This is a genomic window from Erythrobacter litoralis (assembly GCF_029760855.1).
Taxonomy (GTDB): Bacteria; Pseudomonadota; Alphaproteobacteria; order Sphingomonadales; family Sphingomonadaceae; genus Qipengyuania; species Qipengyuania litoralis_A.
Map to the genome: position 1 here is coordinate 35,035 of NZ_SOSI01000007.1, position 15,515 is coordinate 50,549.

At 61.9% G+C, this 15,515-nt stretch carries 14 protein-coding genes and 1 tRNA gene; 4 read left to right on the top strand and 11 right to left on the bottom strand.

Annotation, left to right across the window (positions count from 1 at the left end):
• The first annotated feature begins 17 nt into the window (after positions 1 to 17).
• Together E3U23_RS12770 and E3U23_RS12775 are read left to right on the top strand one after the other, a co-directional pair.
• Positions 18 to 449 carry an ExbD/TolR family protein gene (locus E3U23_RS12770; RefSeq protein ID WP_279351666.1) on the top strand — a complete coding sequence of 144 codons (432 nt, stop codon included), beginning with the start codon at positions 18 to 20 and terminating at the stop codon, positions 447 to 449.
• Between the two features lie 118 nt (positions 450 to 567).
• Positions 568 to 975, top strand: a complete 408-nt coding sequence (locus tag E3U23_RS12775) for an ExbD/TolR family protein (protein WP_279351667.1) — start codon at positions 568 to 570, stop codon at positions 973 to 975.
• A gap of 546 nt (positions 976 to 1,521) precedes the next feature.
• Here E3U23_RS12775 and E3U23_RS12780 read toward each other — a convergent pair.
• Positions 1,522 to 3,984 (bottom strand): ligase-associated DNA damage response DEXH box helicase, encoded by a 2,463-nt coding sequence (locus E3U23_RS12780; RefSeq protein ID WP_279351668.1) that lies wholly within the window; start codon positions 3,982 to 3,984, stop codon positions 1,522 to 1,524.
• A 229-nt stretch (positions 3,985 to 4,213) separates the two neighbouring features.
• On the opposite strand from E3U23_RS12780, the gene E3U23_RS12785 reads away from it, so the two are divergent.
• Complete coding sequence (locus E3U23_RS12785; RefSeq protein ID WP_279351669.1) at positions 4,214 to 5,116, top strand: BON domain-containing protein; 903 nt, start codon at positions 4,214 to 4,216, stop codon at positions 5,114 to 5,116.
• Positions 5,117 to 5,168: 52 nt separating this feature from the next.
• Here E3U23_RS12785 and E3U23_RS12790 read toward each other — a convergent pair whose 3' ends face one another.
• From E3U23_RS12790 to E3U23_RS12805, 4 genes are read right to left on the bottom strand one after another with little or no spacing between them, the layout of a single operon-like run.
• Positions 5,169 to 6,383: a hypothetical protein gene (locus tag E3U23_RS12790; RefSeq protein WP_279351670.1), complete on the bottom strand. Its 1,215-nt coding sequence runs from the start codon at positions 6,381 to 6,383 to the stop codon at positions 5,169 to 5,171.
• A 52-nt stretch (positions 6,384 to 6,435) separates the two neighbouring features.
• A complete protein-coding gene (pgmG, locus tag E3U23_RS12795; protein WP_279351671.1) occupies positions 6,436 to 7,839 on the bottom strand; it encodes a phosphoglucomutase/phosphomannomutase PgmG in 1,404 nt (467 codons plus the stop codon).
• The gene (locus E3U23_RS12800) at positions 7,836 to 8,138 is read right to left on the bottom strand and encodes a J domain-containing protein (protein ID WP_279351672.1); all 303 of its coding nucleotides are present in this window, start codon (positions 8,136 to 8,138) and stop codon (positions 7,836 to 7,838) included. Before E3U23_RS12800 ends, pgmG begins: the two co-directional genes overlap by 4 nt.
• Positions 8,135 to 8,944: a division plane positioning ATPase MipZ gene (locus tag E3U23_RS12805; protein WP_279351673.1), complete on the bottom strand. Its 810-nt coding sequence runs from the start codon at positions 8,942 to 8,944 to the stop codon at positions 8,135 to 8,137. The genes E3U23_RS12800 and E3U23_RS12805 overlap by 4 nt, the downstream gene beginning before the upstream one ends.
• A 136-nt stretch (positions 8,945 to 9,080) precedes the next feature.
• Between E3U23_RS12805 and panC the strand changes: the two genes are divergently transcribed.
• The gene (gene panC / locus E3U23_RS12810; RefSeq protein ID WP_279351739.1) at positions 9,081 to 9,929 is read left to right on the top strand and encodes a pantoate--beta-alanine ligase; all 849 of its coding nucleotides are present in this window, start codon (positions 9,081 to 9,083) and stop codon (positions 9,927 to 9,929) included.
• Between the two features lie 5 nt (positions 9,930 to 9,934).
• Here panC and E3U23_RS12815 read toward each other — a convergent pair.
• The 6 genes from E3U23_RS12815 to E3U23_RS12840 form a co-directional block, all read right to left on the bottom strand.
• Positions 9,935 to 10,008 (bottom strand) — tRNA-Gly (locus tag E3U23_RS12815).
• A gap of 62 nt (positions 10,009 to 10,070) precedes the next feature.
• The gene (locus E3U23_RS12820) at positions 10,071 to 10,736 is read right to left on the bottom strand and encodes an OmpA family protein (protein ID WP_279351674.1); all 666 of its coding nucleotides are present in this window, start codon (positions 10,734 to 10,736) and stop codon (positions 10,071 to 10,073) included.
• Positions 10,733 to 12,607, bottom strand: a complete 1,875-nt coding sequence (locus E3U23_RS12825; protein ID WP_279351675.1) for a cation:proton antiporter — start codon at positions 12,605 to 12,607, stop codon at positions 10,733 to 10,735. Before E3U23_RS12825 ends, E3U23_RS12820 begins: the two co-directional genes overlap by 4 nt.
• A gap of 93 nt (positions 12,608 to 12,700) precedes the next feature.
• A complete protein-coding gene (locus E3U23_RS12830; RefSeq protein ID WP_279351676.1) occupies positions 12,701 to 13,234 on the bottom strand; it encodes an adenine phosphoribosyltransferase in 534 nt (177 codons plus the stop codon).
• Positions 13,235 to 13,321: 87 nt separating this feature from the next.
• A complete protein-coding gene (locus E3U23_RS12835; protein WP_279351677.1) occupies positions 13,322 to 14,188 on the bottom strand; it encodes a cytochrome c1 in 867 nt (288 codons plus the stop codon).
• Between the two features lie 30 nt (positions 14,189 to 14,218).
• Positions 14,219 to 15,511, bottom strand: coding sequence for a cytochrome b (locus E3U23_RS12840; RefSeq protein ID WP_279351678.1), 1,293 nt, complete (start codon positions 15,509 to 15,511; stop codon positions 14,219 to 14,221).
• Positions 15,512 to 15,515: the final 4 nt, after the last annotated feature.

A 15,515-nucleotide genomic window follows, 5' to 3' on the forward strand; every position in this document is an offset into this window, starting at 1 on the left:
TTCAGGAGTAAACCCTCATGGCAATGTCAGGCGGTAAAGACGATGGCGCGCCGATGATGGACATGAACATGACGCCGCTTATCGACGTCCTGCTCGTGCTCCTCATCATGTTCATCATCACGATCCCGGTTGCGACCCATTCGATCGACATCGATCTTCCGCAGCCGAACCCCGATCCTCCGCCGGTGGATGTCGAACCGGACAAGAACAAGCTCGTCATCACCCCACAGGACGAGTTGTTGTGGAACGGCGAAACGATCCAAGATGGCGATCTTGTGAATCTGTTGCAGCAGTCCACCCTGCTCGATCCGGAACCGGAACTGCAGTTCGAGCCCGACGCGCTCGCGAGTTACGACCGCTCGGCCCGTGTGCTTGAGATCATCAAGGCATCCGGCGTCACAAAGTTCGGCTTCGTCGGCAACGAACGCTATCGCGAATTCGGCAAGTAAGATCTTCCGACAAACCAATCGGAGAAAGGCGGCTTCGGCCGCCTTTTTCTTTGCATGTATCCGCTTGCATATTCTTCCTGAAAACAGTTATGTCACAACATTGCATAGGGAGAATGCCATGAACACGCAGAACGCCCCGCTTAGCGAAATGAACACGACGCCTCTTATCGACGTCCTTCTGGTTCTGCTGATCATGTTCATTATCAGCGTTCCCATCGCGACAGATGCGATCGAGATCGATCTGCCCTCCTGCACCGACTGCCCCGTTCCCGATCTCGAACCCGATCGTAACAAGATCGTCGTCACGGCAGACGATCGCCTGCTCTGGAACGGACGTGCGGTCGATCCCGCCGATCTGGCATCGGCGCTGCAGCTCACCACGGCGATGCCGGTGGAACCGGAATTGCAGTTCGAACCCGACGCCCGCGCGAGCTATGACACGACAGCGAAAACGTTGGCATTGATCGAGTCCAGCGGCGTTACGAAGTTCGGTTTTGTCGGGAATGAGCGCTACCGCGAATTCTAATGCGTCGGCGAGGACGAACGCTACCAGCCGTGCTGCCATATGATCACGGGCAGCCACTCGCACGTATCGACCATTTGCCGATCCTTTTCTTTCTCTTCCTGCTCGTCGCCGTCGCGCTTTTCCTATAACGCCCGCAAACCCATGCATTGCTGATCGACCCCCCAATGTCGGTCGCAGCGCCGGATCCTGCCGATACCGACCGTTCGACACATCAGATTGCGATCAGCGAAGGCGGGGGTGTCCTCATCAATGGGACCTATGTACCAGACATTGTTCTCCCCGAAGCTCTAGCGCGCCTGCGAAGGCTTCGAGAGACGCCCCGGATCCAGTTCGCCCCGGAAGGGCAGCTTTCCTATGGGCGCGCAATAGAGGTTCTGGGGCTTATCAAAGCAGCGGGATTGGCAGATCGCTCGTTCTGCTTTGCGGATTTGCCGCGCTATAAAGCATTCGGCAAAAGCTGACGAGCGAAGCCGATGTATTTTTCCCTCAAATGGGAGCCACCGCACGACCCGATACCTCGCATCGATCCGCGCCCGTGCGAACCCCCTACTCGGGAAGCGCCTCAACCCGCATAGCCTCGCCAGCCAAGCTCTCCGCTTCCAGCAGCAGTTCATCGTCCACCTGACCCTGCGGCGTCGCTTCGCGGCCGATCATGACCATCACCGGGACGGCGAGTGGGCTGACCCGATCGAGTTCGACATGAACAAGTTCGTCCGCCGCCCGATCGAGCAGGTCGCCAAGTCGGCCCACATCCGTCATCCGGGTGCGCGCGTCGGCCCATGCCGCCTCCAGCAGCACATGGTCCGGCTCGTATTTGCGCAGGACGTCGTAGATCAGGTCGGTCGAAAAGGTGACTTGCTTGCCCGTCTTGCGCTTGCCCGGGTGCTGTCTCTCGACCAAACCGCCGATCACCGCCACTTCGCGAAAGGCGCGGCGTAGTAGATGCGAGTTCTGCACCCAATCGATGAATTCGTCCTGCAGGATGTCGGGCGATAGCAAAGGCGCCGGATCGTCGACCGGTTTCAGACCCCATACAGCCAATGAGTAATCGTTGGCGACGAACCCGCCGGGCATCAGCCCGCGGTCCTCCATCCGCTTGGTGACGAGCATCCCGAGCGATTGGTTCGCGTTCCACCCGATGAAGGTGTAATAGACGGTGTAATGCCGCTTGGCATGCGGGAAGCTCTCGACCAGCAACTGGTGCGGCCCCGGCATCCGGCTGCGCCAGTCCTGCACCTCCAGCCATTCGCGTACATCGTCGGGAAAGCGGGCCCAGCCGGTGCGATCGACCAGCATTTCGCGCACCCGGTCCGCCAAATGGGTGGTAAGAGGCAGACGCTGCCCACCATAGCTTGGGATCATCGCGCTGGCCATTGCCGCCTTCACGATGACCTCCATGTCCTGCAGCTTGACGACCTCAAGGCTCATCCCCGCGAAGGCGAAGGTGTCGCCCGGGCTGAGGGAGGCGGCGAAGCGTTCCTCGATCTTGCCGAGGCTACGACCGCCCCGCCCGCGCCCCGAATTGATACGCACCTCCAGCATTTCGCTGTCGATGATGATGCCCGCATTCATCCGGTGGCGGGCCGCCTGTTCGGGATGGGTAAGGCGCCAGACCCCGTCCTTGTCGCGTACGATCCGCTTGAACTTGTCGTAAGCCTGCAAGGCATAGCCACCGGTGGCGACGAAGGTCAGCACCCGTTCCCACGCCGCCTCGTCCACCCAGGCATAGGGCAAGCTTGAGCGGATCTCTGCCAGCAATTCGTTTTCCTGGAAGGGCGCGGCGCATGCGCACGCCATGGCGTGCTGCGCCAGCACGTCGAGCCCGCCGCGCCGGAAGTCCTCGCCGTCGCGCTGGCCTTCGTCCACCGCTTCCTTCGCCGCGGTCGCCTCGAGAAACTCGAACCGGTTGCCGGGCACCAGAAGCGCGCGGCTTGGCTGGTCGAGCCGGTGATTGGCACGCCCGATACGTTGCAGCAGGCGCGAGGAGCCCTTGGGTGCACCCATCTGCACGACTAGATCAATATCGCCCCAGTCGACGCCAAGATCGAGGCTGGCGGTGGCGACGAGCGCGCGCAACTCGCCCCGCGCCATCGCCCCTTCGACTTTGCGCCGCGCCTCGCGGCTCAGCGAACCGTGATGCACACCGATGGGCAGATTGTCATCGTTCACATCCCACAGGTTCTGGAAGATGTATTCGGCCAGGAAGCGCGTATTGGTGAAGATCAGCGTGGTGCGGTTGGCTTTGATCTGCTCGTAAAGCTGCGGGATCGCCCAGGTCGCCGCATGACCGCCCCACGGCACCCGTTCCTCGATCGGAAGCAGTATTTCCACCTCGGCCGGCGCGCCTGGCTCGCCTTGCACCAGCGCCACCGCGTCGAGATCGCCCCACGGCGCCAGCCATTCGCGGAAGCCTTCCGGATTGGCGACCGTGGCCGACAAAGCCGCACGCTGCATATCGGGCGCGATCGCCTGCAGGCGCGACATGGCGAGCGCCAGCAGATCGCCCCGTTTGCCGGTGGCGAAAGCGTGCACCTCGTCGATTACGATGCGTTTCAATCCGGCGAACAGTTCGATGCTGTCAGGAAAGGACAAAAGCAGTGATAGGCTTTCCGGCGTCGTCAAAAGGACGTTCGGCGGCCGCGAGCGCTGCCGACGCTTGCGGTCCGACGGCGTATCGCCACTACGGGTTTCCACCGTGATCGGCAGGCCCATCTCTTCGACCGGCGTGATAAGGTTGCGCTGCACATCATGCGCCAGTGCCTTCAGGGGCGATACGTAAAGCGTATGGAGGCCTTCAGGCGCACCCGCCTCCCCGAACTGCGACGGGGAGAAAGCTGCCAAAGTAGGCAAGAACCCCGCCAGCGTCTTTCCCGCCCCGGTATCGGCAACCAGCATGGCATGCTTGCCCGCGCGGCTCGCGGCGAGCATCTCGCTCTGGTGGCGCCGCACGCGCCAGCCCCGGCCAGCAAACCACTGGTCAATCTCGGGCGGGATGGGGGTGTCGGGCATAGTCCCTGCAATATGGCGGCACGGTCTGGGATTCCCAGCGAAACCGGATGCACCCGTCTTTGCGGTTTGCGACAAACCGCGCGAGGTGCGAGCCGACAAGTGCAACCGTTAACCAAGATAAGTCGTTGATTTGATGACTATGCCACGAAGCACGGTTGCTGCGATCCGCTATGCTACGCCGGAGCGGACCACAGCTTTGCTAACCCGGCAATCTATTGGAGAGACCAACATGGCCGATCGCAACAGACTTTCGCAATACGATAATTATCAGCAGGATTCCGACCAGCGGTACAATCGTCAGTCGGAACAGTTCTCGAGCTACGACGACGATCAGTTCGGTGACGACCGTTATGGCTCGCAGGACCGCAGCTACGGCAATCGCAGCCAGTTCGGGGGTCGCAACGGTTCGATGAACGATCAGTCCTATGGCCGCCGCAGTCAATATGCGGACTACAACCAGGACAGCAATTATCGCGGTAGCGACTACGATCCGATGGGCGATTACGACCGCTCTTCGATGAACCGTGGTTATACGTCCTATCGCAACGATCAGGAGCATCAGTTCTTCCGCCCCGACGATTTTGGCGGCGAAGATTACACGCGCGGTACCTATGCAAGCGGCGGCTATCGCGGCGGCGGCAATTACAGCGGCGGCTATAGCGGTCGCAGCCGGGGCGGTTCGGGTTCGCAGAACTATAACCGGTTCGGTGAAGGCCAGGACCGCGGCTTCATTGCCAAAGCGAGCGACGAAATCGCGAGCTGGTTCGGCGACGACGATGCTGAGCGCCGGCGTCGTGAGATCGATCACAGCGGACGCGGTCCGTCGAATTACACGCGCTCTAACGAGCGTTTGCTCGAAGATGCATGCGAACGTTTGACGCATGATCGCTATGTCGATGCGAGCAAGATCAACGTCACCGCCGATAATAACGAAGTGACGCTCGACGGTACGGTGTCCAGCCGCCAGGCCAAGCGCCGTGCGGAAGACTGCGTTCACGACATTTCGGGCGTAAAGCACGTGCAGAACAATCTGCGTGTGGACGATGACTGGAGCAGCTCGAACAACTATTCGAACGACCGCACCTACAGCGAAAGCAACCGCACGACGCAAACCGATACGACCACCTCGTAAGGCAAGCGATATATCCGACACAGGGCTCCGGAATTTCCGGGGCCCTTTTTTGTTACAGGCCGCGCGTAAAGGCGAAGTATGCGTCGATGGGTTCGGTAGCGGCGGCTTCCAACGCCGCGATCACGACAGCACATCGGTCTGGATGCATCGGATCCGAAAGTGCGTCGATGACATTCGCTTGTGATAAATCCGTGGTCGCAACGGTCCGATCTATGAGCGCAGGAGGAATCGGTTGGTTTTCCGCCTCGATCGGAGATCGGGAGGTACCATCCATCAGCAGATTGCGCGCGAAGGTGGTTTCTTCCTCGATACCTTCCGGCGGCATGTGGGGTATACCGTCGGCAAACGCCGCGTCCGTGACCTCACGGCAGGCGCCATCCCCCTCCGTTCGCGCCTGCCGTAGCCAACCGACATACAGGCGGTTCATTTCGGCAAGCTGACGGTCGCTCATATACTCACGCGATAGCATCAGGTGATAGCGCAGAAACGCCCGGGCATTTTGAGTGCTTTCAGCAGGGTCTTGACTCAACTCGCGCCATAAGCGTCGTGCGAAAGACGGATTGCGATACTCGACGTCTGAGAAACGGATATCTTTGCCGAACAGCTCCGCAGCGACCCGGTCGGCCTCCGCCATCGGAATGTCATCGTTTTCCCAACCCTCGATTGCGACGGGGGGGTTCAGATCATCAGGAACCGTGTTCTCAGTGTCATTGCGCGAAGCGAAGCCCGCACACATCGTGAGAAGGCCGAAAAATCCCAGGAACGCAAGCCAGACATAAAGCTGCGGCACCTCATGACGTTCGATGAAGGACCGCTGCTCGGCAGCGTGATCGAAAGCGACGACATCCGGCGGACGCTGAACCGGTGGGGAAGCTTGCTCCCTACGAGAGTTATCGACGTATACGACGCGTTTGCGTGCAGGCAATTCGCGTACCGATTGTGGTTCGGGTTCGGGTTCGGGTTCGGGTTCGGGTTCGTCCGCCCCCGGCATCGGCACGTCAAGCGTTTCCGCGGGCTCCGGCGGGGTGACGACGGCGTCGATGTCGGCGGATGCGGGCTCCTCGTATCCGGCATTCGCTCGACTGGCTTGGCGACGCAATTCGGCGGCGAGAAAGAGAGCCTTCTCCCGCGCCTCTGTCAGCCGCGTATACGCGGAGATGGGCATCGCTCCATCGATCTGCGCCTTCTTCCGCTTATAGGCATCGTGGATCGCATCTCGATCCTTCGTGCGAGCGATGCCCAAGTCCGACCAGGGCCACTCGCTCATATAATCCGCTACCTTTCGTTCTGAGCCGCACTAAGCACGCAATACCGCGTAGCTAATGCCCGACGCTTTCGCCCCGCTTCAGCCCTGACAAGGCGAGCTGCTCATCGATCTGCGCCATCAGGCGGTCGAGCCCTGCTTCGCTGTCGCTTTCGGCACGGGCAACCAGCACATCTTGCGTATTGGATGCGCGCAGTAGCCACCAGCCATCCGCCGTGTTGACGCGTACGCCGTCGGTGCCGTTCACATCGGCGTCGGTGCCGGAAAGGCGCTTCTTCACCTCTTCGATCGCGGCGAACTTGCGGCTTTCGTCCACCTGGAACCGCATTTCGGGCGTATTGATCATGTTCGGCATATCGCCGCGCAACTGGGTGACCGACTTGCCGAGCCGCGCCGCGGCCGCGATCAGGCGCACGCCCGCATACAGCGCGTCGTCGTACCCGTAATAGTCGTCGGCGAAGAAAACGTGGCCGCTCATCTCGCCCGCGAGCGGCGAACCCGTTTCCTTCATCTTGGACTTGATCAGGGAGTGCCCCGTCTTCCACATCAGCGGTTCGCCGCCATGCTTGGAAACGCTGTCGAACAGCGCACGGCTTGCCTTCACATCCGCAATGATGGTCGCACCCTGACGGGTTTTCAGAAGATCCTCGGCATAGATCATCAGGAGCTGGTCGCCCCAGATCACCCGCCCTTCGCCGTCGATCGCACCGATCCGGTCGCCGTCACCGTCGAAAGCGACCCCGAAATCGAGGTTCTTCTCCGCCACAAGTGCCTTCAGGTCTTCCAGATTGGCTTCGACCGTGGGATCGGGGTGGTGATTGGGAAAGTTGCCGTCGACTTCGGTATACAGCGTGTGGTGCTCGCCCGGCATGCGGGCGACGAGCTTTTCGAGCGCGGGGCCGGCGGCGCCGTTTCCGGCATCCCAGCCCACGCGCATTTGCGCCAGCGCACTGTCGTCGATGCCGCCGAGCCCGGTCAGCAGGCGTTCGATATAGGCGCCCATGATGTCGCGCTCTTCCACCTCGCCCGCACCATCGGCCCATTCGCCCGCCGCGGCACGGCGACCGAGCTCCTGAATATCCTCCCCGAAAAAGGGCCGGCCCTGAAAGACCATCTTGAAACCGTTGTAATTCGCTGGATTGTGGCTGCCGGTTATCTGGATGCCGCCGTCCATCTCCTCGTTGGAGGCTTCGGCGTAATACAGCATCGGGGTCGGCCCCATCCCGACATTGGCGACGTCGCACCCCGCAGCGTTCAAACCCTCGATCAGCGCGTGGCAAAGCATTGGCGAACTGACGCGACCATCATAGCCCACCGCGACCTTGCTACCGCCCCGCTCCTGCAACATCGAGCCGAACGTCCGCCCGATCGCGCGTGCATCGTCCGCGCCCAGTGTTTCACCGATGATGCCGCGAATGTCGTATTCGCGAAGAACTGTGGTATCGAAGGTATGGCTCATTGATCGGGCTCCGTTGCGGGGGGAGGAAGGTCTGCCAAGAGAAGGTCGCGCGCGGCGTTGAGTTCCTGCTGGGCGGGCGTACTGCCGCCGCGATCGGGATGGGCGATAGCGGCCTTGCGGCGATGCGCCTCGCGGATCTGCGCGGGTGTGGCGTTCCGGGGCACGCTGAGTAAACGACGGGCCGCAGCAAGTTTGTCCGCCTGCGATTGCCGCGCCTGGAGAAATTCCCACGGCCACCGCCCCGTCAGCCAGCGTACCGCCAGGGCGGCCAAGGCCAGCAGGACGAGCGCTTTCGTCATGCGGCTTCGCCGGCGCCGTGCTGCATCGGCGAACCCGGCAGGTTCAGACCGGCGACGAGACCGCGCAATTCCTGCCGCGCGACGAGGTGGCTGGTGCCGAGATCGCCCAGCTGCCCCTTGTCGAGCAAGGTGAGGCCGGAGGGAAAGAGTTCGCGGTAGATCACGCGTTCGGACAGGCCCTTCGCCACGCGAAACCCGACGCGCTTGCTCATCTCGGTCAAGGCCTTCTCGATCCGGGCCATATTGCGTGCTTCGGTAAAGCCGGTGCGGTTGCGCACGACGATCCAGTCCATTTCGCGGCGCTGTTCCTCGATCTGCGCGCGGCTGCGGCGGATGCGCGCCTCCCAGATCAGTTCGGCATAGAAGGAGAGTTTCTTGACCTTGAAGCTTTCCCCTTCGACCTGGCCGATGAGGTCGAAATCGACAAAGCTGTCGTTCATCGGCGTCACCAGCGTATCGGCGGTGGTGGCGGAATGGCGGGCCAGGGGGTCGTCGCGCCCCGGTGTATCGATGACGATGAAATCTGCGCCCGCCGCTTCCTGCTCGATGAGCGCCTCGAAAGCGTGCTCGTTCAGGTCCTCGACCGTGTGGCACGCAGCGCTCGGCAGCTCGATGCCGCGCTTTGCAGCCGTCTCCGCCCGGTTCTCGAGATACCGGCACATGGTACGCTGGCGATGATCGAGATCGAAGGCGACCACTTCCGCCCCGCGATACGCCAAGGCGACCGCCACGTGAACGGCGGTGGTCGATTTGCCGGTGCCGCCCTTCTCGTTGGCGAAGACGATGCGGTGGGGAGTGGAGGCCATTCGGGTTTCCGGGTGATTGGAAGAATTGCGGTCGCTCCTGTCCTAGCCAATGCATGAGAACGCCGCAACGCGTCCACGCTGGACAATGCCCGGCTCGCAAGCAATGCGCGATGGCGAACTGCGGATGGAGATACGAGTGGAAACGATCACGAAGCTTACCGACCTGCGCACTGCGCTCGCGCCACTGCAAGCGCACGGAACGGTCGCGCTCGTGCCGACGATGGGCGCGCTGCACGAGGGGCATCTGACCCTGGTACGCGCGGCGCGGAAGGCAGCGGACAGCGTCGTCGCTTCGATCTTCGTCAACCCGCGGCAGTTCGGGGCGGGCGAGGATCTCGATGCCTATCCGCGGCAATTGGAGCGCGATGCCGCGGCGCTGGATGCGGAAGGCGTTTCGCTGCTCTGGGCACCCCAGCCGGACGAGGTCTATGCCGCAGGCTACGCGACCAATATCTCCGTTTCCGGCGTGAGCGAAGGGTTGTGCGGTGCGGACCGCCCGGGGCATTTCGATGGCGTCGCGACCGTCGTATGCAAATTGTTCAACCAAGTTTCGCCTGACATGGCATTTTTCGGCGAGAAGGACTGGCAGCAGCTCGCCGTCATCCGCCGCATGGCGCGCGATCTCGACCTTACCCGCCCGCATGTCGATGCGATCCACGGCGTGCCGATCGTGCGCGAGGCGGACGGATTGGCGATGAGCAGTCGCAATGCCTACCTTTCGCCCGAGCAGCGGAGCGAAGCCGCCGCCCTGCCGCGCGCCATGCGCGACGCCATCGCAGCTATTCGCGACGGAGCGGATGCGCCGCGTGCTCTCGGCAATCTCCACGATACGCTTCTGGCATCGGGCTTCACGCGGGTAGATTATGCCGAACTGCGCGATGCGAACAGTATCGCCCCGCTCGAAGGCGACAACGGCAATGCGCGCCTGTTCGTCGCCGCGCGGATCGGTGGCACGCGCCTGATCGATAACATGGCTGTCGGCTAAAGGGCTGGAGCGGGTAGCGGGAATCGAACCCGCATAACCAGCTTGGAAGGCTGGGGCTTTACCACTAAGCTATACCCGCGCATCCAGCGTCAGCGCGAATGCCACCACCCGTGCCGGTCCGTCAACTGCGAAAACGCGCGATCAGCGCCGGCGCGATGCGGCAGGCGTTGGCGAGGTCAGTGGGCTCGGCCCCGGTTCCGGTGTCGCAATGGTTTCGACGATGGTGGGTTCGCGCCCTGGTGTTTTTACGATATCTTCGGGCGAATCGATCGTGATCTCGACCCTGCGATTGGCGGCGCGGCCTTCCTCGTTCGCTTCACCGTTCGGAAGCGCATTGGGTTCGATCGGATTCTGTTCGCCGAACGCAATGATCGTTATGCGGTCCTCGGCGACACCGCCTTCGATCAAAGCTTCGCGCACGGCTTCCGCCCGGGCGCGTGAGGCCCGCAAATTGACCTCGCCGCTGCCGCCGGCATCGGAATGGCCGCGCAGGACGATCGGCCAGTCTTCCGCCAGTTGCGACGAACCCAGGACGGTTTCGAGAATACGCATACCGGCCTCGTCGATCTCCGATCCGCCTTCGGGAAAGCCGACCGTTTCGCGCAGGGGTTCGGGCGCGATGGGCAATTCGTCCGCGCTTTCGGTTTCCTGGAATTCCGGCTGGAAGATCGAACGCGGCGCATCGCTTTCCGTCGGCGTCGGCGACGGTGCGGGCGCAGGTTCGTTGCGGCAGGCGCCTGTCAACAGACCGAGCGAGAGCGCCGTCATTGCGAGGTAGGAGCGGACGGATAGGCTGCGCGCAGTCATGCCGGTTGAATTCCCTGGTTCTTGTTCTTCGATGCCTTGGCCGCTTTCGCCGCTTTCTTGGCCGCATTCTCCTCGGCCGATTTGGCTTTCGGCGGCGAGAAACTCAGAATGGTGTCGCCGGCACGCGGTTCGGGCCGGGCAGCGTGGGTGAAAAAGCGGATCGTACCGTCCTCGCGCATGAGGAGAAGCATGTTCGCCGCTTCGGGCAGCCGCTCCTGCGCATCCTCGAAGTCGAATTCTTCGGAAAGCTTGGTCTTGCGGAAGACCCAGCCTTGGCGCCGGCGCTCGCTTACGTCCTCGACGCCGAAACCGGATTCGAACAGCGCGCGCCCGCGTAAGCTCTCGGGCAGGCGGTGGCGATTGTCCGCATCGCCTGCTTCGCCCAGCTGGAAGACCTTGTCCCGCCCGATCTCGTGCGCGAATTCGTTGCACACAAGCGCGTTGTACGCCTCGTTTTCGGTCGCGGCGACCAGGTTCTGGTACGGCGTCAATTCGAGATTGTGCTCGGTCGCCTCGTTCAGGATTTCGCCGTGATAGGTCGGCAGGCCCTTTTGCCGCGCGAGAGCAAGGCGTTGCCAGCTTGAGTCGACCAGCATGACCGGCGCCTTCATTTCCTGCACCTGCTCGGCCAGTGCGACCGTCCATGGCGTGCTGCCAACGATCAGGATGCCGGGCCGTGTCGCGCCCTTTACACCAAGCCACCTTGCCACAATGTCCACGGTGAAGCCGTGCGCGACGATGGTGACGACGACCACTGCGAAGCTCAGCCCGATCAGCAGGTTGCCATCGGAGAAATTGAGCTCCGAGAGTCGCAGGGCGAAAAGGCCGGAGATAGCGACGAGGACAATACCGCGCGGTGCGATCCACCCGAGGAACAGCCGCTCGTTCCACGGTATTGAGCTACCCAAAAGGCTGATGAGGATGGTCGCCGGGCGGACCACGAATAGCAGGGCGAGTAGGAAGAGGCCGATCTGCCAATTGATATACCGAATGTCTTCCAGTTCGAGCGATGCCGACAGCAGTATAAAGATGCCGGAAACAAGCAGTACCGCGACATTCTCCTTGAACGGGTGAATGCTTCGCAAGCTCGAGACGTTCATGTTCGCCAGCGCGACGCCCATGACGGTTACGCCGACGAGCCCTGCTTCATGTTCGATCAGGTTCGAGACGACGAACACCGCGATGACGGTGATAAGCAGGACCGGAACCTTGAGATATTCCGGCACGGCTCCGCGCGGGAAAGACCATGCGATCGCAAGGGCGGCAACATAGCCGATCAGGCCGGCAATCACAGCCGCGATCAGGAGGGGTGGCACGACCTCGAACAGGGTTGCGTTGGGCTGCTCCGCGATCTTTCGGAAATACTCATAGGCAATCACGGCGCACAGTGCACCGGTCGGATCGTTGACGATCGCTTCCCATTTCAGGATCGATGCGGGTCGCGTCTGGATCGAACTTTGACGCAATAGCGGGATGACGACGGTCGGCCCGGTAACCACGAGGATGCCACCGAACAGGATTGCCACCTCGGGTTCGAGGCCGGCGATGTAGATACCGGCAAGCGAGCCGAACAGCCAGCCGAGCGCCACACCGATCGTGGCAAGCCGCCAAACGGCGCTGCCCGTGTGGCGCAATTCGCGAAAGTCGAGGCTGAGCCCACCTTCGAATAAGATAAGCGCGACGCCGACGGCGACCATCGGTTCGAGCAGCGAACCGAAGGCGTGTTCGGGATCGAACACGTCGAGCACTGGCCCGGCGAGAAAGCCGGCCGCCAGCATGAGGACGATGGCCGGCCAACCGGTGCGCCACGCGATCCATTGCGCCCCGATGCCGAGGATGCCCGTCAAGGCGATGACAAGTGTCTGTTCCATGCCCCTCTCGGTCCGGCTAAATCCGGTGCCGCAACTGCGACCCTTTCACCAATGCCTTAAATGCGTGATATTTCCAAGGCGTGGCGAAAACGGTCATTCTCCGGCGAATTCCATCAGTGCATCGACTGCGACGTCGATCTCGCGCAATTTCGCTCGCCCGCCCAGATCCGGCAAGTCGATCACGAAGCAGGCGATGTCTACCCGAGCCCCGGCCTTGCGCAACAACGCCGCGGCGGCGCAGGACGTACCGCCCGTCGCCAGCAGGTCGTCCACGATCGCGACCGAAGCGCCTTCGCCAACCGCGTCCGGGTCCATCTCCAACCGGTCGGTACCGTATTCGAGGTGATAGTCGATCCCGATGGTTTTGCAGGGAAGTTTGCCCGGTTTGCGGATCGGCAGAAACGGTAACGACAGTTGCGCGGCGACGGCGGCACCAAAGATGAACCCGCGCGCTTCCATGCCGGCAATGGCGGTCGTTTCGGCAGGTATCCGTTCGGCCAGCCATGCGACCGTCGATGCGAAGCCCTCGCCGTCACCGATCAGCGTGGTGATATCACGAAACTGCACGCCTTTTGCCGGAAAGTCGGGAATCGTCCTCACCAGCGCCTTCAGTTCTGCGGGAGTCATGCGGGGCCACCGCATTGCGAGCGAAAAACGCCCTCCGCATCGTTTCGGATGCAGAGGGCGTTGAATAGGGTTGCTACGGCTACGATGTCAGTCGCGCTTTTTCGGTTTAACCGCAGCCCAGATTTGCTTCTTGGACATGTAAGCCAGAACCGTGGCGAAGACCAGGAACAGGAGCACGGGCCAACCCGTTTGCTTGCGCTGCACCAGCGTCGGCTCCGCCGTCCACGCGAGGAACGCTGCGACGTCCTGCGCCATCTGCGGGATCGTCGCTTCCGTTCCGTCGTCGTAGGTCACCTGCCCCGTCGCCGTCAGCGGCGGCGCCATGGCGAGGTTGAGGTTCGGGAAATAGGGGTTGTAGTGCAGCCCAGGCGGCACGGTGAAATCCGGAAACTCACGCTGCAACTCTGCCGGAACTTCCTGATAGCCCGACAGCAGCGAGGCGACATAGTTCACCCCGTCGTGACGTGCCTTGGTGATGAGCGAAAGATCCGGCGGAATGGCGTTGTTGTTCGCCGCGGCCGCCGCCACTGCATTGGGATAGGGGGAAGGGAAGTAGTCGGTCGGAAGGCCGGGACGCGTCGTCTGTTCGCCAGTGCGCGGATCAATGCCGGGGACCGTCTGGCTGGCGGCATACGCCTTGATCTGCGCCTCGTTGTATCCAAGGCCTTCGAGATTGCGGAAGGCAACGTATTTCAGGCTGTGACAAGCCGAACAGACCTGCTCGTACACCGTCAACCCGCGCTGAAGCTGCGCGACGTCCCAGCGGCCGAACGGACCTTCGAACGCGAAGGGATAATCGTTCGGATGCTTGTGGAATTCATGCTCCGCCGTTTCCTCGCCCATGCCCTCGGTCGCGACGGTGTAGGCACCGCTGACGAAAGCGGAAAGTACCACGACGACGAAGCCGAGACCCACCAGGATGGCGATCAGGCGCGCAGAGATCAGTTTACTCATCAATCAGTCTTTCTCGATCGTACGCAGCAATCAAACGGCAGGCGCGGTGTTTTCGCCGAGCACCGGCTTCTTGTCCGAGTGCAGCACCGCCTCCGTAATCGAATAGGGCAGCGGTTCGGGCGTCTCGATCTGCGAGACGATCGGCAGGATCACGAGGAAATGCAGGAAGTAATACGCCGTCGCGATCTGGCTGAGCATGACGTACGGCTCTTCCGCCGGTGCGCCGCCGCAATAGAACAGCACTGCCATGGTCGGGATCAGGCCGAACCAGAAGAACTTGCGGAACAGCGGGCGATAATGGCCACTGCGCACGGGCGACTTATCGAGCCAGGGCAGGAAGAACCAGAGCAGGATGGATGCAAACATCGCAATCACGCCCCATAGCTTGGCCGGCAGGATGAAGTCGGAAGTGAAGGCGCGCAGGATCGCGTAGAACGGCCAGAAATACCATTCGGGCACGATATGTGCCGGCGTCGAAAGCGGGTTCGCCTCGATGTAGTTGTCCGGGTGACCAAGATAGTTCGGCAGGAAGAACACCAGCGCGAAATAGCCGATCAGCGCGATGCCCAGACCGAAGCCGTCCTTCGCCGTGTAATACGGGTGGAAGGGCACGGTGTCGCTCTCGCTCTTTACCTCGACGCCGGTCGGGTTCGACGAACCGGGAATATGCAGCGCCCAGATGTGCATGATGACCACGCCGAGCGTCACGAAAGGCAGCAGGAAGTGCAGCGAGAAGAAGCGGTTAAGCGCAGCATTGTCGGGCGCGAAGCCGCCGAGCAGCCACACCTGGATCGGCTCGCCGACCAGCGGGATCGCGCCGAACAGGCCGGTGATGACCTTGGCGCCCCAGAAGCTCATCTGGCCCCACGGCAGCACATATCCCATGAAAGCGGTCGCCATCATGAGGAGGAAGATGACCACGCCGAGCAGCCAGATCATCTCGCGCGGTGCCTTGTACGAGCTGTAATAGAGGCCGCGGAAGATATGGATGTAGACGACGATGAAGAAGAAGCTCGCCCCGTTGGCGTGGGCGTAGCGCATCAACCAGCCCCAATTGATGTCGCGCATGATGTGTTCGGTCGTTGCAAAGGCGACCTGCGCGTTCGCGGCATAATGCATGGCGAGCACGATGCCGGTCACGATCTGAAGCGTGAGGAAGAACCCGGCGAGCACGCCGAAATTCCAAAAATAGCTGAGGTTCCGCGGGACCGGATAGCCGGCACCGACCGCGTTGTAAACGAGGCGCGGCACGGGCAGTTTCTCGTCCAGCCATTTTGTCAGGCCGGTGGCGGGTTGATACTGGCGGGCCCAGGGAAAGCTCATGGTC

What these genes read in the sequence shown, in the direction of transcription:
- E3U23_RS12780 (WP_279351668.1), bottom strand. Translation starts at nt 3,984, where the DNA reads ATGCCCGACACCCCCATCCCGCCCGAGATTGACCAGTGGTTTGCTGGC.
- pgmG (WP_279351671.1), bottom strand. Translation starts at nt 7,839, where the DNA reads ATGAGCCATACCTTCGATACCACAGTTCTTCGCGAATACGACATTCGC.
- E3U23_RS12785 (WP_279351669.1), top strand. Translation starts at nt 4,214, where the DNA reads ATGGCCGATCGCAACAGACTTTCGCAATACGATAATTATCAGCAGGAT.
- E3U23_RS12835 (WP_279351677.1), bottom strand. Translation starts at nt 14,188, where the DNA reads ATGAGTAAACTGATCTCTGCGCGCCTGATCGCCATCCTGGTGGGTCTC.
- E3U23_RS12830 (WP_279351676.1), bottom strand. Translation starts at nt 13,234, where the DNA reads ATGACTCCCGCAGAACTGAAGGCGCTGGTGAGGACGATTCCCGACTTT.
- E3U23_RS12840 (WP_279351678.1), bottom strand. Translation starts at nt 15,511, where the DNA reads ATGAGCTTTCCCTGGGCCCGCCAGTATCAACCCGCCACCGGCCTGACA.
- E3U23_RS12820 (WP_279351674.1), bottom strand. Translation starts at nt 10,736, where the DNA reads ATGACTGCGCGCAGCCTATCCGTCCGCTCCTACCTCGCAATGACGGCG.
- E3U23_RS12805 (WP_279351673.1), bottom strand. Translation starts at nt 8,944, where the DNA reads ATGGCCTCCACTCCCCACCGCATCGTCTTCGCCAACGAGAAGGGCGGC.
- E3U23_RS12775 (WP_279351667.1), top strand. Translation starts at nt 568, where the DNA reads ATGAACACGCAGAACGCCCCGCTTAGCGAAATGAACACGACGCCTCTT.
- E3U23_RS12825 (WP_279351675.1), bottom strand. Translation starts at nt 12,607, where the DNA reads ATGGAACAGACACTTGTCATCGCCTTGACGGGCATCCTCGGCATCGGG.
- E3U23_RS12770 (WP_279351666.1), top strand. Translation starts at nt 18, where the DNA reads ATGGCAATGTCAGGCGGTAAAGACGATGGCGCGCCGATGATGGACATG.
- E3U23_RS12790 (WP_279351670.1), bottom strand. Translation starts at nt 6,383, where the DNA reads ATGAGCGAGTGGCCCTGGTCGGACTTGGGCATCGCTCGCACGAAGGAT.
- E3U23_RS12800 (WP_279351672.1), bottom strand. Translation starts at nt 8,138, where the DNA reads ATGACGAAAGCGCTCGTCCTGCTGGCCTTGGCCGCCCTGGCGGTACGC.